The organism is Rhizobium sp. Root1334 (genome assembly GCF_001426665.1).
Taxonomy (GTDB): domain Bacteria; phylum Pseudomonadota; class Alphaproteobacteria; order Rhizobiales; family Rhizobiaceae; genus Pararhizobium.
The window spans coordinates 1-16651 of record NZ_LMEY01000030.1 but is presented as its reverse complement, the minus strand read 5'-3'; the positions used below and the strand labels follow the sequence as shown (position 1 = coordinate 16651).

15 protein-coding genes and 2 pseudogenes are annotated in these 16651 nt (G+C 59.9%); 7 read left to right on the top strand and 10 right to left on the bottom strand.

Features of this window, described 5'->3' with window-relative positions; translation table 11 throughout:
• Positions 1–2 precede the first annotated feature (2 nt).
• From ASD36_RS27345 to ASD36_RS27335, 3 genes are all read right to left on the bottom strand, one after another.
• Complete coding sequence (locus ASD36_RS27345; protein ID WP_060505900.1) at positions 3–338, bottom strand: hypothetical protein; 336 nt, start codon at positions 336–338, stop codon at positions 3–5.
• Positions 335–811 carry a DUF559 domain-containing protein gene (locus tag ASD36_RS27340; RefSeq protein ID WP_244482318.1) on the bottom strand — a complete coding sequence of 159 codons (477 nt, stop codon included), beginning with the start codon at positions 809–811 and terminating at the stop codon, positions 335–337. The genes ASD36_RS27345 and ASD36_RS27340 overlap by 4 nt, the downstream gene beginning before the upstream one ends.
• A gap of 163 nt (positions 812–974) precedes the next feature.
• Positions 975–1766 (bottom strand): ABC transporter ATP-binding protein, encoded by a 792-nt coding sequence (locus tag ASD36_RS27335; RefSeq protein WP_060505899.1) that lies wholly within the window; start codon positions 1764–1766, stop codon positions 975–977.
• A 142-nt stretch (positions 1767–1908) separates the two neighbouring features.
• Between ASD36_RS27335 and ASD36_RS27330 the strand changes: the two genes are divergently transcribed.
• A complete protein-coding gene (locus ASD36_RS27330) occupies positions 1909–2322 on the top strand; it encodes a cupin domain-containing protein (RefSeq protein WP_060506080.1) in 414 nt (137 codons plus the stop codon).
• Between the two features lie 126 nt (positions 2323–2448).
• On the opposite strand, the gene hydA is transcribed toward ASD36_RS27330, so the two are convergent.
• The 3 genes from hydA to ASD36_RS27315 all read right to left on the bottom strand — a co-directional run bounded on the left by hydA (position 2449) and on the right by ASD36_RS27315 (position 5802).
• Entirely contained in the window at positions 2449–3903 is a 1455-nt protein-coding gene (gene hydA, locus ASD36_RS27325; RefSeq protein ID WP_060505898.1) for a dihydropyrimidinase, read from the bottom strand.
• Positions 3900–4346, bottom strand: a complete 447-nt coding sequence (locus ASD36_RS30855; RefSeq protein ID WP_060505897.1) for an endonuclease domain-containing protein — start codon at positions 4344–4346, stop codon at positions 3900–3902. Before ASD36_RS30855 ends, hydA begins: the two co-directional genes overlap by 4 nt.
• A 202-nt stretch (positions 4347–4548) precedes the next feature.
• Entirely contained in the window at positions 4549–5802 is a 1254-nt protein-coding gene (locus ASD36_RS27315) for a Zn-dependent hydrolase (protein ID WP_060505896.1), read from the bottom strand.
• A 290-nt stretch (positions 5803–6092) separates the two neighbouring features.
• On the opposite strand from ASD36_RS27315, the gene ASD36_RS27310 reads away from it, so the two are divergent.
• Positions 6093–6743, top strand: a complete 651-nt coding sequence (locus tag ASD36_RS27310; RefSeq protein ID WP_060505895.1) for a TetR family transcriptional regulator C-terminal domain-containing protein — start codon at positions 6093–6095, stop codon at positions 6741–6743.
• Between the two features lie 7 nt (positions 6744–6750).
• On the opposite strand, the gene ASD36_RS27305 is transcribed toward ASD36_RS27310, so the two are convergent.
• The 4 genes from ASD36_RS27305 to ASD36_RS27290 all read right to left on the bottom strand — a co-directional run bounded on the left by ASD36_RS27305 (position 6751) and on the right by ASD36_RS27290 (position 12948).
• Positions 6751–8187 (bottom strand): GGDEF domain-containing protein, encoded by a 1437-nt coding sequence (locus ASD36_RS27305; protein ID WP_060505894.1) that lies wholly within the window; start codon positions 8185–8187, stop codon positions 6751–6753.
• A 173-nt stretch (positions 8188–8360) separates the two neighbouring features.
• Complete coding sequence (locus tag ASD36_RS27300; protein ID WP_060505893.1) at positions 8361–10031, bottom strand: adenylate/guanylate cyclase domain-containing protein; 1671 nt, start codon at positions 10029–10031, stop codon at positions 8361–8363.
• A gap of 226 nt (positions 10032–10257) precedes the next feature.
• Positions 10258–11571, bottom strand: coding sequence for an NAD-dependent dihydropyrimidine dehydrogenase subunit PreA (preA, locus tag ASD36_RS27295; RefSeq protein WP_037099036.1), 1314 nt, complete (start codon positions 11569–11571; stop codon positions 10258–10260).
• A gap of 15 nt (positions 11572–11586) precedes the next feature.
• On the bottom strand, positions 11587–12948 hold the full coding sequence (locus tag ASD36_RS27290) for an NAD(P)-dependent oxidoreductase (protein ID WP_037099033.1): 1362 nt from the start codon (positions 12946–12948) through the stop codon (positions 11587–11589).
• 203 nt (positions 12949–13151) lie between these two features.
• Between ASD36_RS27290 and ASD36_RS27285 the strand changes: the two genes are divergently transcribed.
• The 5 genes and pseudogenes from ASD36_RS27285 to ASD36_RS31590 all read left to right on the top strand — a co-directional run.
• Complete coding sequence (locus ASD36_RS27285) at positions 13152–14108, top strand: sugar-binding transcriptional regulator (RefSeq protein WP_060505892.1); 957 nt, start codon at positions 13152–13154, stop codon at positions 14106–14108.
• A gap of 153 nt (positions 14109–14261) precedes the next feature.
• Positions 14262–15572 (top strand): sugar ABC transporter substrate-binding protein, encoded by a 1311-nt coding sequence (locus ASD36_RS27280; RefSeq protein WP_037099029.1) that lies wholly within the window; start codon positions 14262–14264, stop codon positions 15570–15572.
• Positions 15573–15762: 190 nt separating this feature from the next.
• Positions 15763–15927: pseudogene (locus ASD36_RS31600) on the top strand (sugar ABC transporter permease); the annotation flags it as partial.
• A gap of 1 nt (position 15928) precedes the next feature.
• Positions 15929–16331, top strand: a pseudogene (locus ASD36_RS31595) (sugar ABC transporter permease); the annotation flags it as partial.
• A gap of 1 nt (position 16332) precedes the next feature.
• A partial coding sequence (locus tag ASD36_RS31590) for an ABC transporter permease subunit (protein WP_244489874.1) occupies positions 16333–16651 on the top strand: 319 nt, incomplete at both ends.

The following is a 16651-nucleotide window of genomic DNA, read 5'->3' as shown; positions in this document are numbered from 1 at the left end:
GTTCAAGCCTTTCCTCCCGTGGGCAGCAACATCAACCCCATGGAGACGACACCCAGCGCCACTCCGGCCAGTTGTGGCAAGGTCATGCGCTCACCGAAGACGGCAAAGGCGATGAAATTGACCAAGAGGAGTTGGGCAATAGCCGATGCCGAAATGGCAAGCCCGAGCCCACCCTCACGCATCAGCCGCACCATCATCAGATTGCCGAGGCAATAGAGCCCGAGCGAGAACAGGAGGATAAGGATGTTATTGGTGGAAACATAATAACGCGATGCCGTGGCGCCGCCAAGAAAGATCGCCATGGAAGCGGCGAGCCAGAGAATGAAGGAGAGGTTCATTGGTTTGGCTCGGCCTCCAGAAAATTCGAAATGGCTTGTTCTATTGTTAAGAAAACATAGTCCGGGCCGTCGATTACCTGAGCGTTGTCAAAACGGAGGACGCTAAAGCCCTGGGCTTGAAGAAACCGATCGCGTTGGTTGTCGTGTCTCCGTCCATCTGTCGTTTCATGGCTATCGCCATCGACTTCAATCACAATGCGCGCCGACAACCAGGCAAAATCAGCGACATAAGGACCAATCGGAGTTTCACGGCGGAACCGTGCGCCGCGTGAACGGAAGTCGCGCAGCATATTCCACATTCTGGCTTCGGCTTTGGTCAGTTCGGTGCGTAGTTTCTTGGCCCTCGTTCTGGTTTTTGGGTCGATATTTGAGTGCGGCAAGAAAGACCCCTCCCGGTTCGCTGCGCTCACCACCCTCCCCACAAGGGGGAGGGAGAAAACCGCGGCGCCTGCATCGCCAAACTGAAAATGCATCGCCTGCGGCGATCCCTCAAAACTCGAGTTAGAATTTCTGCGCATCGTACGTGCAGCAATTTTGTCTTGTTGGAAGTCTGAAAAAGCGAAAGGCCGACCGGTCGAGCCCCTCCCCCTTGTGGGGAGGGGTTGGGGAGGGGCCTTCGCCGCAATCTCGGACGCCCTACTCATCATAACTATGCCCCGCTCTCAGACCCTCGCGCACGCGATGGGCGATCGCGAGGAATTCCGGGGTTTCGCGGATGCCCAAGGGGCGTTCGCGTGGCAGGGTGGATTCGATGATGTCGGTGACGCGGCCGGGACGGGGGCTCATGACGACGATCTTGGTGGAGAGATAGACGGCTTCCGGGATCGAGTGGGTCACGAAGCAGATCGTCTTGTTGGTGCGGTCCCAGAGTTTCAAGAGCTGCTCGTTCAGGTGATCGCGGACGATTTCATCGAGTGCGCCGAACGGTTCATCCATCAGGAGAAGATCGGCATCGAAGGCGAGCGCGCGGGCGATCGAGGCGCGCTGCTGCATGCCGCCCGAAAGCTGCCACGGAAATTTCTTGCCAAAGCCCGTCAGGTTGACCAGTTCGAGGGTACGCTCGATCCGCGCCTTCTGGTCCGCGGCGCTGTAGCCCATGATTTCGAGCGGCAGAGCGATGTTCTTTTCGATGGTGCGCCACGGGTAGAGGGCGGCGGCCTGGAAGACATAGCCGTAGGAGCGGTTTTTGCGGGCGTTTTCCGGTGTCGTGCCATTGACGGTGATCGCGCCGGATGTCGGCTTTTCCAGATCGGCGATGACGCGCAGGAAGGTGGTCTTGCCGCAACCGGAGGGGCCGATGAAGGAGACGAAATCGCCCTTGTTGACGTCGAGATTGACGCCTGTCAGCGCGTTGACCGGGCCGTCGTTGGTCTCGAAGGTGAGGCCGAGATCGCGCGCCGAAACGACGGATGTTGCTGTGCCTGTCATTGTATCCGGTGCGCTCCGCCCTGAATGCCATTGGCTGGAAGATTGGTGTGACGTCATTCGGTTTTCTGCCTCCGATAGTCGTACTTCATATTTTTTGAATGGGGTATGCTGCCTGCGGCGTTCCTGCGGAGGAGATATGAAAATGTTGCAATCATCGAAACCCACCTGCCGGATCGTCCGTCCCGGCCAGACCTATGATGGTAAGCAGGGGTTCAGTTACTTCGAGGGGATTTCGGCAGAGGCTGTCGGATCGGCGGGCATCTGTATGCACCTTCTGACCATTCCGCCGGGTGGCCGGGCCAAGGCCCACAAACACGAAACCCATGAAACGGCGATCTACATGCTGTCTGGCGAAGCCCATACGTGGTTTGGCGAAAGGCTGGAGAACCATGTGATCGTGCGCGCGGGCGAGATGTTTTATATCCCGGCTGGCGTGCCGCATCTGCCGGCCAATCTGTCGGATCAGGCCGCTTCGGCCGTCATTGCGCGCACAGACCCGAACGAGCAGGAAAGCGTCGTCCTGTTGCCTGAACTGGAGGCCCTCGTGCCGTTGTAATTGTTGTCTTGCGTGAACGGGCTGGTATCGCCGCTGGCCCGCCGGCCGGCGACAGAGCGATCTGGAGGATGGGGGCCTGCTCACGTGCATTTTTTCAAAGCCCCCTCGTGTACGCCGCCCTCACCATCATACCCCGCTGGCCGGAATGCCGGTGCGCTGGACTTTGCGCGGTGCGGTGATCTCCTTCCAGGTAGAGAGCGCCTTGTTGACGGCGGTGAAAGGTTCGCGCTTGACGAATTTGCCTTGGCCTTCGCGTGTCTTGACCGTCGATTCCTCGATGGCAACCACGCCGCCGGTCAGCGTGTAGCGCGGCAGGCCGGTCACCTGCTTGCCCTCGAAGACGTTATAGTCGATCGCCGATTGCTGGCTTGAGGCCGAGATGGTCTTCGAGCGTTTCGGATCCCAGACAACGAGATCGGCATCGGCACCGACGAGGATCGCACCTTTTTTCGGGTACATGTTGAGGATCTTGGCGATGTTGGTCGAGGTCACAGCCACAAACTCGTTCATGGTGATGCGGCCGGTGGCGACGCCGTTTGTCCAGAGCATCGGCATACGGTCTTCAAGCCCGCCGGTGCCATTGGGGATCTTGGTGAAGTCACCGACGCCGAAACGTTTTTGTTCGGTCGTAAAGGCGCAGTGGTCGGTCGCGACCACCTGCAGGGAACCGGCGGAGAGGCCTGCCCAGAGGCTGTCCTGATGCTGCTTGTTGCGGAACGGCGGCGACATGACGCGGCGGGCGGCATGATCCCAGTCGGGATTTGCATATTCGCTCTCGTCCAATGTCAGATGCTGGATCAGCGGCTCGCCGTAGACGCGCATGCCGTTTTGGCGGGCGCGGCGGATGGCCTCGTGCGCCTGTTCGCAGGAGGTGTGCACCACATAAAGCGGTGCCCCCGCCATGTCGGCGATGATGATGGCGCGGTTGGTCGCCTCGCCTTCGACGGCGGCGGGGCGGGAATAGGCGTGGGCTTCCGGGCCATTGTTACCGTCTGCCAGCAACTTTGCCTGCATCTGCGCAACGATATCGCCGTTTTCGGCATGCACCATCGGCAGCGCACCGAGCTCAGCGCAACGCTGGAACGAGTGGAACATCTCGTCGTCATCCACCATCAGTGCGCCCTTGTAGGCCATGAAGTGCTTGAACGAGTTGATGCCCTTGTCCTGAACGATGGTCTGCATCTCGTTGAAGACCTGCTCGCTCCACCAGGTGATCGCCATGTGGAAGGAGAAGTCGCAATTGGCCCGCGAGGTCTTGTTGTCCCACATGGTGAGCGCTTCGAGCAGCGACTGGCCGGGCGCGGGCAGGGCGAAATCGACGACCATGGTCGTGCCGCCGGACAGGGCCGCGCGCGTCCCGCTTTCGAAATCGTCGGAGGAATAGGTTCCCATGAACGGCATTTCGAGATGGGTATGCGGATCGATACCGCCGGGCATGACATAACAGCCGGTCGCATCCAGCGTCTTGTCGCCCGAGAGATTCGGCCCGATCTCGATGATCCTGCCACCGTCGATCTTGACGTCGGCCTTATAGGTGAGGTCGGCGGTGACGATGGTGCCGTTCTTGATGACTGTGGTCATGATCTTGTTACCTCTTTGGTGTTCGCGAAGACGCCTGCGGGCGAGAAGCGGGCCGCATCGCAGCGTGCGGAAATCTCGCCGGACAGGACTGCGAGTATGGTGTCGAGAACCGCGCGCCGTTCCCGAAGAATTTCGTCGTTCCAAAACCGCAGAACTGAATAGCCGTTCTGGTTCAGCCAGCGTGTTCGAACAATATCGGAAAGCGAACCTGAATGTTGCGCGCCATCAAGTTCGATCACGAGGCTTTTTTCGCGACAGACGAAGTCAGCAACATAAGGTCCAAGCGGCACTTGCCGTGTGAACTTGTACCCGTTGAGTAGGCGATTGCGCAGTTCACTCCAGAGTTTGTATTCGGCCTCTGTCTCTTCCTGCCGCAGGTGGCGAGCCTTGGCTGTTGCTCCGCTGCGGTGCTTGGTAATGTCGTTGTTCTTTTGGGCATTCATCGGAAGGCCCCCTCATCCGACCCTTCGGGCCACCTTCTCCCCGCTGGGGAGAAGAGGGAGTGCGTGGAGGCCCCGCGCATTACGGATAGTTCTGAAAGCGCAGAGGTAAAGGGCGATATTGTTAGCACGGCAAACACCCTCTTCTCCTCAGCGGGGAGAAGGTGGCTCGAAGGGCCGGATGAGGGGGCCACGGCCACGGTCTTCACCCCACGATCCCCGCAGTCTCCACCACCGCGTGGAACAGCACGTCGCAGCCGGCGGAAGCCCATTCCTTGGAGATCTCCTCGGCCTCGTTGTGGCTCAACCCGCCGACACAGGGGCACATGACCATGGTGGCGGGGGCGACTTTGGCGGCCCAGCAGGCGTCGTGGCCGGCGCCGGAGATCAGGTTCATGTGGCTATAGCCAAGTTTCTCGGCGGCGGTGCGTACGGCGGTCACCAGCGCCGGATCGAAGGTCACCGGCTCGAAATGGCCGATGGCCTCGATGGAACAACCAACGCCGAGCGCTTCCGTGATCTTCGGTGCTTCGGCCTCGATCTTCGCCCGCATGCGGTCGAGCTTGGCCTTGTCGGGCGAGCGGATGTCGACGGTGAACACAACCTTGCCCGGCAGCACGTTGCGCGAATTCGGCGAGAAGAACACCTGGCCAACGCCGCCAACGGCACCCGGCTGGTTTTCCATCGCGACCCCCTGGACCATTTCAACGATCCGCGCCATCGCCAGCCCGGCATTGACGCGCAGGTTCATCGGCGTCGAGCCGGTATGCGCTTCGCGGCCCGTCAAGGTGAATTCCAGCCACCACAGGCCCTGACAGTGCGTCACCACACCGATAGTCTTTTCTTCTGCCTCGAGGATCGGGCCTTGCTCGATGTGATATTCGAAATAGGCGTGCATTTTTCGCGCGCCAACCTCTTCCTCGCCTTGCCATCCAATCCGTTTCAATTCGTCGCCGTAGGACTTGCCGTCGGGATCCTTGCGGCCATAGGCGTAATCCAGCTCATGGATACCGGCAAAGACGCCGGAAGCGAGCATGGCGGGCGCGAAGCGCGCGCCTTCCTCGTTTGCCCAATTGGTGACGACGATCGGATGCTTCGTCTTGATGCCGAGATCGTTCATGGTACGCACGACCTCCAATGCGCCCAAAACGCCGAGCACGCCGTCATATTTGCCGCCGGTTGGCTGGGTATCGAGATGGCTGCCGACATAAACGGGAAGGGCGTCGGCATCGGTACCGGGGCGGGTGGCAAACATCGTGCCCATCTTGTCGACGCCCATGGTCATGCCGGCGTCTTCGCACCATCTTTGAAACAGGTGACGGCCTTCGCCATCTTCGTCGGTCAATGTCTGGCGATTGTTGCCACCGGCAATGCCGGGGCCGATCTTGGACATGTCCATCAGGGAATCCCACAGACGGTCGGCGTTGACGCGCATGTTCTCGCCCGGTGCATGAGCCATGACGGTTCTCCTCATTCTTTTTAAGGGAGGCAGATTTGGCTGCGCATCCCATCGTTCCCGTGGTCAAATCGGGGCATCTGGTTTTTTCGATTGCCCTGCGATCAGCCGTTGCGTTTGAGTTTGAACTGACTGATAATTTGACCGGTTGGTAAAACATTACAACTTCCGTTGCCGCACTCAAGACGAAAAACAGAAAAAACGTCAGTGCCGTCCGAATTTTTGGACCACGCGGTTTTCGGAGGTTTTCAAGCCGTACGCCGGCGGCGATTGGTGAGAAGACTGGGGGAAAGATGGTACTTCCGAGGGCAGCCCGAACGCAACGGCGAACCCGCATCCAGGAGGAGAAGGAAGAACTGATTCTCGAGGCGGCGCTCGACGTCTTTGCCACCCACGGTTTTCGCGGCAGCACCATCGACCAGATCGCTGAAGTGGCGGGCATGTCCAAACCCAACCTGCTCTATTATTTCCGCACCAAGGAAGCAATGCACCGGGCGCTGATCGACCGGGTGCTCGACAACTGGCTCGACCCGTTGCGCGAGTTCGATGCGGAGGGGAGTCCGGTTACGGAAATCCGGAGTTACATCCGCCGCAAGCTGGAGATGGCGCGGGATTTCCCGCGCGAAAGCCGGTTGTTCGCCAACGAGATCCTGCAAGGTGCCCCCCATATCGAGGACGAGTTGAAGGGCCCCTTGAAATCGCTTGTCGACGAGAAGGCCGAGGTGATCCGCAGTTGGGCCAAGTCCGGCAAGATCGCCAAATGCGATCCTTATCACCTGATCTTCGCCATCTGGTCGACCACGCAGCATTATGCGGATTTCGACGTTCAGGTGCGCGGAGTGCTCGGCGAGGAGCACTCCGGCGAAGGGCGTTTCGAAGATGCTGCGCGGTTCCTCGAGCAGCTCTTCGTCAGTGGGCTGGAAATCCGCAACGGTGGCGCCTGATCCGGAATTAGCAGTCGTCGCTGACGATCCGGTTGCGGCCTTCCGCTTTTGCGCGGTACAGCGCCATGTCGGCTCGGGTCAGCATTTCCTCGAACGACAATTTTGAAGTGCTGCTGCAAACGGCCAGGCCGCCACTCACCGTGATCGACAGCGTTGTTCCATCGCCGGCATCGATTTCCAGGCGCTCGACGGCTTGCCGGATGCGTTCCGCCACCATTCTTGCGGCGGCTGCCGAGGCCCTTGGCAGCACCACGCAGAACTCTTCGCCTCCGGTCCGCCCGAAGAGGTCGTCTTTCCGCAGCGTTGAAGTGACGGCGGATGAAAAGGCAATTAGCGCATTGTCGCCGACCGCATGCCCGTGCTGATCATTGACCGATTTGAAGTGATCGATGTCGAGAACGAGAACGGCCGAGCCATCGACGTTGCCGCCCTGCGAAATGGCGTTTTCGCTGCGTGCCATGAAGGTGCCGCGGGCGAGCGTGCGGGTCAAGAAATCATGGTCGACAGAATCCTGAAGGCGCTGCAGCAGCCCGTTTCGGGTCGTCGTAATGCTTGCCACCGAAAGCGGGGCCATCGCAATCATGCCAAGGCCCAGCCGGATGGATTGCATCCACAAAAGAGGATCCACGGCCTCTGGTGCACTCGTGCTGAAGGTCATCATACCCCAGATGCTGAAGACCATAGTCAGCAGGGTCATCGGAAACAGCGAGAAACTGGTGGCGCACCAAAGCAGGGCCGGAACTGGAAACGCGAAAGCTCCGGGGCCGCCGATGAAACTGCTGGCGAGCATCGACAGCAAAAGGGCCGCCAAGGGAAGAGCATGGCGTCTCTCTGACAGCGCCGTTCGGCTGGAGGCTGCCAGCTTGGCAGGCCATTCGCGGAACGACGGCGCGATGAGTATCACGGGCAAAATGACGATGAAATTCACAAGCTCTGTAACCAGCCAGAACCAGAATCCGGAAAAATAGGTTTGCCCAAGCGAAAATCCTGCAGCAAAGCCGCCGACAAGCCCGCTGGCGAGGGCCGCAACGCTGCAGATCGCGAACATGATGATGACGGACTGAGGCTCGCGAAGGCGCTGGTGACCACGGCCGGCGAGACGATAGAGCAGACTGCCGGCAAAGACACCGGTAACGTTGGCGCCGGTAAGCCAAAGGGTCTTGGTCAGGGTGCCGCCGGTTATCATGTCGGCGGCAATGTAACCGGCAATGGCTCCCGCCCAGCCAAACGCGGTAGCAAAACCGGGGCGCCGGACCATCACGCCCAACAGGACGGCGTTTGCGGGCCACAACAGGGCAAGCAGGCCCATCGGACGCGTCAGAATACCGAGGAGAGCCGCGACGAAGACGATACCGGCCAGAATAATTGCATCCCGGGCGGTTCCAGTCAGAGTGCCCTGTGACGATTTCCAGTTCTGGGCGATCAGTGGAGGCATGGCAGCCATATATACGTTGGCATAGTATCGTCGCTCTTGTGCGTATTTGTTGTACGCAACGTCAGTTTAATCAAACAGTACCATTAAATTCTAGGGGTATTCTGCACTCCTGTCGTCACCCGCGATTGGATTGCAGGCATGCACGCAGTGCATGCAATAGTAACTCCCCGCGCTATCCTGCGTCAGGCCGGCGGGCTGGCTTGGTGCTTTTCCGCGTCCATCATCGCCTCGATGTCGGCTGCGTTCTGGATGATCAAGGTTTCAAGCGTGCCCCTGCGGCCCCGGATGGAAATGTTGTAGCTTTCCCGGTCACTGACGTTCAGCCCGGCATATCGGACCAGGTCGGCGGAAACGGCAAGCTGGGCATCATATTCCTTGGCAAAGCCTTCCAGGCGGCTTGCCGCATTGATCGTGTCGCCGACAGCGGTCAGCGACGAGGCCTTGCCATAGCCGATCTGGCCGATAATCGCCGGGCCTGCATGCATCCCCATGGCGATGCGCAACGGCTTGTCCAGTTCGCTCATGAAATTGCGGTTGAGGACATCGATTCCCTTGGCGATGCGTGCGGTCGCGGTCAGCGCCTGTGCGCAGGCCTCCTCGATGCTGTTGTTCAATCCGAAAAGTGCCAGCGCGCCGTCGCCGATGAACTTGTCGATCACGCCGCCCGACTCTTCTACCGCTTCCCCGATAGTCTCGAAATAGCGGTTGAGCAGGAAGACCGTATCGAAGGGCAGCTGCTTTTGGGCAAGCAGCGTGAAATCGCGCAGATCGCAAAACAAGACGGCGATATGGCGTTCACGGCCGGCTGCCTGTTGCTCGGTCGGTTGAGCCTTGAGGCCGATATTGTCGCCCCCAAGAATGGGCGAAATGGACAGATTGTGGCTCGGCCGCAGCTGGCAGGCGAGGCGCACATTGTCGGGCGCGCGGATACGAGTCAGCGTTGCCCGTTCGGCGTCGCCGGCCGGTGGCTGGCGTTCCAGACCTTCGGTTACGCGCACCCGGCAGGTCGAACAGCGGCCGCGGCCGCCGCAGATCGACAGATGCGGGATACCGGCGGCGCGGCTTGCCTCCAGTACGCTGAAGCCTTTTGCCACCGAAATGACCCGGTCGGGATAGGTAACACGGATTTTTCCCCGTACCGGAATGGCGCGCAGGATCAAGGTTCCACCGATCATCGCGAGCAGGCCTGCAACGATGGATGTCCTGATTTGTCCGAGCATTTCGGGTGGGGTGCGGTGAGGCATAAACCAGGTTGTCGATGGTAGGCCCACCTCCAGCGACCGGGCGCTGACGGCAAAGCCCAGGAGAGCCAGCAGTGGAACGAGGATGGCGAAGGAATAGAAAAACAGGAAATAGCGTGGATACCAGCTGCGGCCTCGCATCCAGAACCAGGCACCCAGGCACCCATGCGCCCAGGCGAGAATCAAAGCCAGCGATTGCCGTGTCGCGTTGTAAGAACTCGACCAGAGCGCGGGTAACACTTGATAATAGCCGTCGCCGTAGCCCGTAAGCATCCACTCGACCCGGGTGCTCACTACATGGCTGACGATGAGGAAAGGGAAGGTAAGGCCGAAGATGATTTTCAGCGCCTCGCGCATTGGCATGCGTAAAGTCTGGCGGCGATAGAGGCTTTCAAGCGCAAGCACGAAATGGACGAGCAGGGATCCGTAGAGCAGCACCGTGCCCGGCCAACTGCGCCAAATCATGTTGAAAATCCGGCGCGCGTCTTCCATGGTGTCGATGGAAATAAGGCCGAGGGCGTGGTTGGAGAAATGCGTCAGCAGGAAAAAGCCCAGGCAGGCGCCCGTCAGCAGATGCAGCCTTTTGCGGGTTCGTGAGGAAGCGATCTTCAAGCAGGCATCCGGTGTTGGCGGCCAGGCCGCATCTCGTCATATCCTCTTATTGACGAGTTCGCGGTGAGGGGCAACGCACGTTTTTGTGGACGCAGCGTCGCAATTTCGTGTCCAATCCGGTGCCTGGCGGCACTGCCGTAAAATCCCGCCGTATTTGTCAGGGTTGAACGGCGATCAGCCGCCTCGCATTTCCAGCGAGGCGGCTGATACGTCATGCCCAGAAGGTTTATTCGGCGGCCTGACGGGCCATCGGGTTGTTCGGATGGGTGGTCCAGTTGGCGTAGTTCGGATCGACGGTCTTGCCAGTCCGTTCGTCCAGCACGCCCGGCTCAAGGCCGACCATGGTGATGCAGTCCTGCACGGGACAGACGTTGACGCAGAGATTGCAGCCGACGCATTCGTCTTCCATCACCTCGAAATGTCTCTTGCCATCGACATACTGGGTGATCGCCTGGTGCGAGGTGTCCTCGCAGGCGATGTGGCAGCGGCCGCATTTGATGCAGGCATCCTGGTCGATCCGGGCTTTGGCGATGTAGTTGAGGTTGAGATACTGCCAGTCGGAGACGTTCGGCACGGCCCGGCCGCAGATGTCATCGAGGGTGCGATGGCCCTTGGTATCCATCCAGGCGGAGAGGCCGGTGATCATTTCCTCAACGATCTTGAAACCGTAGGTCATCGCCGCAGTGCAGACCTGCACGTTACCGGCGCCGAGAACGAGGAATTCGGCCGCGTCCCGCCATGTGGTGATGCCGCCGATGCCGGAAATCGGCAGGCCGTAGGTTTCCGGATCACGGGCGATCTCGGCCACCATGTTGAGTGCGATCGGCTTGACCGCCGGGCCGCAATAGCCGCCATGGCTGCCCTTGCCGTCAATCGACGGTTCCGGTGAGAACGTGTCGAGATTGACCGAGGTGATCGAGTTGATCGTATTGATCAGCGACACGGCATCGGTGCCGCCGGATTTTGCCGCACGCGCCGGCTTGCGGACGTCGGTGATGTTCGGCGTCAGCTTTGTGATGACCGGCATGCGGGTGTACTGCTTGCACCAGCGCACCACCATCTCGATATATTCCGGCACCTGTCCGACCGCAGCGCCCATGCCGCGTTCCGACATGCCGTGCGGACAGCCGAAATTGAGTTCGATACCGTCAGCGCCTGTCTCTTCCACCAGCGGCAGGATCGATTTCCAGGCATTTTCCTCGCAGGGCACCATGATCGATGCGATCAGGGCGCGATCCGGCCAGTTCATCTTCACCTGCTTCATTTCGCGCAGGTTGGTGTAGAGGTCGCGGTCGGTGATAAGTTCGATATTGTTCAATCCAAGCAGGCGGCGGTCGGCGCCCCAGATCGCGCCGTAGCGCGGGCCGTTGACGTTGACGACCGGTGGGCCTTCTTCACCGAGCGTCTTCCAGACCACGCCGCCCCAGCCCGCCTTGAAGGCGCGCTCGACATTGTAGGCCTTGTCGGTCGGCGGTGCCGACGCCAGCCAGAAGGGGTTCGGAGACTTGATGCCGACGAAATTGTTGCGCAGATCAGCCATTGTTCATTCTCCCCTTCACGCGACGGCAACGGCCGGCTGCGAAGCAGCGGCGAGCACGTGGTTGATCGATTCGGCGGCGTCGCGGCCTTGTGCCACGGCGGAAACCGTCAGGTCTTCGCCGCCAAGAACGCAGTCGCCACCCGCCCAGACGCGGTCGAGCGATGTGCGGCCTTCAGCATCGACGACGATGCGGCCGGACTGCAGGGTGATGATGCCGAGGCCGTCAGCCTCGAAGGTCTGGCCGATGGCTTTGAGAACATGATCGGCTGTGAGGACGCCGGTTTCACCGGTGGTCGTCAGGCGGCCGTCGGTGATGCTCGTATAATCGAGTTCGATGCCGGCAACCTTGCCGTCGCGGGCAATGATCCGCTTGGGCTGCAGCCAGTGGCGGATTGTGACACCCTTGGCGGCGGCGAGATCCTGCTCGAATTCGGAAGCGTTCATGTGCTCCTTGCCGCGGCGATAACAGATGGTCACTTCCTCAGCACCGAGCAACTTGGCCTGTACGGCCGCATCGACGGCCGTCATGCCGCCGCCGAGCACGACGACACGGCGGCCGATGGCGATGTCGGCCTTGGTTGCTGATTGCCGCAGCGCTGCGATGAAATCGACGGCATCCTCGACGCCTTCTGCGGTTTCACCTTCCGCCCTGAGCGCATTGACGCCGGCAAGGCCGAGGCCGAGGAAGACGGCATCATGCTTGGAGAGCAGGTCGCTCAGCGAAAAATCGCGCCCGAGCATCTGGTTGTTGCGGATTTCGATGCCGCCAATGGCAAGCACATAGTCGACCTCGGCCTGGGCGAAATCATCGACCGCCTTGTAGGTGGCGATACCGTATTCGTTGAGGCCGCCGGCTTTTTCGCGGGCATCGTAGATGACGACGTCATGACCCTTGACGGCCAGACGGTGGGCGCAGGCAAGGCCAGCCGGACCGGCACCGATCACGGCAATGGATTTACCCGTCGGTTCGGCGCGCTGGTAGAATTGGCGGTTTTCGCGCATGGCAATATCGGTGGCATAACGCTGCAGTCGGCCGATCTCGACCGGCCGGTGCTCGGCCTCGTTGCGCACGCAGGCCTGCTCGCAGAGCGTTTCGGTGGGACAGACCCGGGCGCACATGCCGCCGAGAATGTTCTGGTCGAAGATGGTGTTTGCCGACCCGATCGGGTTTCCAGTCGATATCTGCCGGATGAACAGCGGGATATCGATGGAGGTGGGACAGGCCGTCATGCACGGCGCATCGTAGCAGAAATAACAGCGGTCGGAGGCGACCAGTGCTTCATGCTCATCCAGCGGTGGGTGCAGATCGGAAAAATTTCTCTCGTATTCGACGGGAGACAGGCGCCCGCTCAGTATTCCAGTTTCAGTCGTTCCCATTGTTTGCTCCCAAATGTCGTGCCTCAGGATGTCGAAACGGTAACACGCTTTATTTTTTTATCAAACGGTAAAATTTTAAAATGAAAATAGCAGGAATCCCAGCGCCGTAGGGGTTTGAAAGGGTCTGTCAGGGAAGGTGCCAAGGTCTGTGTTTGACAGACGCCGGGAAAAAATGTCAGCACATCGCACAGGGAGTACGGACAATGGCGCGTAGACCGGACGGCAATAACAGGCTCGATGACGCCGCGCGTGCGGGCTGGCTCTATTACGTTGCCGGGCGCACACAGGACGAAATCGCGGCCACGATGGGTATCTCGCGCCAGTCGGCGCAGCGGCTCGTTTCGCTGGCCATGGCCGAACGCCTGATCAAGGTCCGCCTTGATCATCCGATCGCTGCCTGCCTCGAGCTCGGGCTTCGCCTCAAGGAGAAATTCGATCTGCGGCAAGTGGATATCGTGCCGAGTGATCCCGGTTCTTCATCGACGACGGTCGGCATTGCCGAGGCGGGGGCGGCCGAGATCGAGCGCTGGCTGAAATCGGCCGATCCGATCATTCTGGCAATCGGCACGGGCCGAACGTTGAAGGCGGCGATTGATCAGTTGCCGGCGATGGAATGTCCGCAGCATCGCATCGTGTCCTTGACCGGCAATATCGGCCTCGATGGATCGGCTGCCTATTACAACGTCATCTTCTCGATGGCGGATGCGGTGAAGGCGCGGCATTTTCCGATGCCGCTGCCGGTTCTGGTCTCTTCACCGGAGGAGCGTGCGCTGTTGCACAATCAGGCGCTGGTCAAATCGGCATTGCAGCTGGGCTCGGAAGCCAATGTCGCCTTTGTCGGCGTCGGCGAACTCGGCCAGCAGGCGCCTCTGTGCGAGGACGGTTTTCTTGCGCCGGACGAAATGGCGCGGCTGATGGAAGAAGAAGGGGCCGCAGGCGAGATCTGTGGCTGGATGTTTGACCGCGACGGACAGCTCTTGCCTGGCAGCATCAACAAGCGCGTCGCCAGCGTGCCGTTGCCGTCGCGCGATTCGGCGACCGTCATCGGTATTGCCAAGGGGCAACGGAAGTACGTGGCGCTCAGGGCGGCACTCCGGGGGCGCGTGATCAACGGTTTGATTACGGACGAGTCGACTGCTGAGTTTTTGCTCGCCAACTGAGCGAATAAACAGAAATTTTCCTGAACAAAATCAAGTGAGCCATCGGACGTTTCTGCACTGCAGCAACGAATGCCGATTGACATTTTTCGTAGTTGTGTGAGTAATTGCCCACGAGCAAGGCAAATGCTCACAACTCTTCTGGGAGGAAGATATATGAACTTGAAAACTTTCCTGCTGGGCACATGCTCGGCAATCGTCATCGCGGGTTTCGCCCAGGCTGAAACCCTCACCATTGCCACGGTGAACAATGGCGACATGGTCCGCATGCAGACGCTGACGGACGATTTCACCAAGGCCAATCCGGACATTCAGCTGGAATGGGTCACGCTCGAAGAAAACGTGCTGCGCGAGCGCGTCACCACCGATATCGCCACCAAGGGCGGCCAGTACGACGTGCTGACGATCGGCACCTATGAAGTCCCGATCTGGGCCAAGCAGGGCTGGCTTCTGCCGCTCGACAATCTCGGCGCCGATTACGATGTCGATGACTTGCTTCCGGCCATCCGTTCGGGCCTGACCGCGGACGGCAAGCTCTATGCGGCACCGTTCTATGGCGAAAGCTCGATGGTCATGTACCGCAAGGACCTGATGGAAAAGGCGGGGCTCACCATGCCTGATGCTCCGACCTGGGAGTTCATCGGCGATGCTGCCCGCAAGATGACCGACCGTGCTGCCGGCATCAATGGCATCTGCCTTCGCGGCAAGGCTGGCTGGGGTGAGAACATGGCGTTCCTGACGGCGACGTCCAACGCTTTTGGCGCACGCTGGTTCGATGAAAACTGGAAGCCGCAGTTCGATCAGCCGGAGTGGAAGAACACGCTCGACATGTATGTCAAGCTGATGAACGATGCCGGCCCGCAAGGCGCTTCGTCCAACGGCTTCAACGAAAACCTGGCGTTGTTCCAGCAGGGCAAGTGCGGCATGTGGATCGATGCCACGGTGGCTGCTTCGTTCGTGACCAACCCGAAGGACTCGACCGTTGCCGACAAGGTCGGTTTCGCTCTTGCTCCCGATACGGGTCTTGGCAAGCGCGGCAACTGGCTGTGGGCCTGGAACCTGGCCATCCCGGCAGGCACTCAGAAGGCGGAAGCGGCCGAGAAGTTCGTGTCCTGGGCAACCAGCAAGCACTATCTCGACATCGTTGCCGCCAAGGAAGGCTGGGCCAACGTTCCTCCGGGCACGCGCACCTCGCTTTACAACAACCCCGAGTACCAGAAGGCGGCTCCATTCGCCAAGATGACGCTCGACAGCATCAACGCTGCCGACCCGAAGAACCCATCCGTGAAGCCCGTGCCTTACGTTGGTGTTCAGTTTGTCGCCATCCCGGAATTCCAGGGGCTTGGCACGACGGTTGGGCAGCTCTTCTCGGCGGCTCTGGCCGGCCAGATGACGGTTGATGATGCGCTGGCGCAGGCTCAGCAGGTAACCACCCGCGAAATGACACGCGGCGGCTACATCAAGTAGGTTCCTTCCCAAGGACAGGCGGCCCGGACTACCATCCGGGTTGCCAACTTAAACCTGGCGTTATTCGCTGCGAGGCCTGTTGTCGCCGCGCATGACGCCAGGCTTTTCTTAAAAGACGACCAAGGCGGCCGGATTGCTGCCCTCCCGGCGGGGCGGGTGTCCGTACCGGCATCAGAGGGAGGGTGTTGAAATGGCAACGCAGAACACGCGTGCGCTTGCGCGCTGGATGATGGCCCCGTCCGTTGGGCTTCTGCTGATCTGGATGATCGTGCCTTTGGCGATGACGCTGTGGTTCTCGTTCCAGAATTACAACCTGCTCAACCCCGGCAATGTCAGTTTCGCTGGCCTGTTCAACNTCTGGATGATCGTGCCTTTGGCGATGACGCTGTGGTTCTCGTTCCAGAATTACAACCTGCTCAACCCCGGCAATGTCAGTTTCGCTGGCCTGTTCAACTACCAGTATTTTTATACGGATCCGGCTTTTTTCCAGTCCATCTGGAACACGCTGCTTATCGTGTGCGGCGTGCTTTTTATCACGGTCATCGGCGGCATCGCCATCGCCCTGATGCTCGATCAGCCGATGTGGGGGCAGGGGCTTGTCCGCATCCTGGTGATCTCGCCGTTCTTCGTCATGCCGCCGGTTGCGGCACTGGTCTGGAAGAACATGATCATGCACCCGCAATATGGGGTGTTTGCCGATATCAGCCGGTTCTTCGGGCTGCAGCCGGTCGATTGGTTCGGGCAGTATCCGCTGTTTTCNTGGAAGAACATGATCATGCACCCGCAATATGGGGTGTTTGCCGATATCAGCCGGTTCTTCGGGCTGCAGCCGGTCGATTGGTTCGGGCAGTATCCGCTGTTTTCRATCATCATCATCGTTGCCTGGCAATGGCTGCCGTTTGCCACGCTGATCCTTCTGACGGCACTGCAATCGCTGGATGGCGAACAGAAGGAAGCCGCGGAAATGGATGGTGCCGGTTTCGTCAACCGCTTCATCTACCTGACGGTGCCGCATCTCGCCCGCTCGATCACGGTTGTCATCCTGATCCAGACGATCTTCCTTCTGGGCGTCTATGCCG

What these genes read in the sequence shown, in the direction of transcription:
- ASD36_RS27345 (WP_060505900.1), bottom strand. Translation starts at nt 338, where the DNA reads ATGAACCTCTCCTTCATTCTCTGGCTCGCCGCTTCCATGGCGATCTTT.
- ASD36_RS27340 (WP_244482318.1), bottom strand. Translation starts at nt 811, where the DNA reads ATGCATTTTCAGTTTGGCGATGCAGGCGCCGCGGTTTTCTCCCTCCCC.
- ASD36_RS27335 (WP_060505899.1), bottom strand. Translation starts at nt 1,766, where the DNA reads ATGACAGGCACAGCAACATCCGTCGTTTCGGCGCGCGATCTCGGCCTC.
- ASD36_RS27330 (WP_060506080.1), top strand. Translation starts at nt 1,909, where the DNA reads ATGTTGCAATCATCGAAACCCACCTGCCGGATCGTCCGTCCCGGCCAG.
- hydA (WP_060505898.1), bottom strand. Translation starts at nt 3,903, where the DNA reads ATGACCACAGTCATCAAGAACGGCACCATCGTCACCGCCGACCTCACC.
- ASD36_RS30855 (WP_060505897.1), bottom strand. Translation starts at nt 4,346, where the DNA reads ATGAATGCCCAAAAGAACAACGACATTACCAAGCACCGCAGCGGAGCA.
- ASD36_RS27315 (WP_060505896.1), bottom strand. Translation starts at nt 5,802, where the DNA reads ATGGCTCATGCACCGGGCGAGAACATGCGCGTCAACGCCGACCGTCTG.
- ASD36_RS27310 (WP_060505895.1), top strand. Translation starts at nt 6,093, where the DNA reads ATGGTACTTCCGAGGGCAGCCCGAACGCAACGGCGAACCCGCATCCAG.
- ASD36_RS27305 (WP_060505894.1), bottom strand. Translation starts at nt 8,187, where the DNA reads ATGGCTGCCATGCCTCCACTGATCGCCCAGAACTGGAAATCGTCACAG.
- preA (WP_037099036.1), bottom strand. Translation starts at nt 11,571, where the DNA reads ATGGCTGATCTGCGCAACAATTTCGTCGGCATCAAGTCTCCGAACCCC.
- ASD36_RS27290 (WP_037099033.1), bottom strand. Translation starts at nt 12,948, where the DNA reads ATGGGAACGACTGAAACTGGAATACTGAGCGGGCGCCTGTCTCCCGTC.
- ASD36_RS27285 (WP_060505892.1), top strand. Translation starts at nt 13,152, where the DNA reads ATGGCGCGTAGACCGGACGGCAATAACAGGCTCGATGACGCCGCGCGT.
- ASD36_RS27280 (WP_037099029.1), top strand. Translation starts at nt 14,262, where the DNA reads ATGAACTTGAAAACTTTCCTGCTGGGCACATGCTCGGCAATCGTCATC.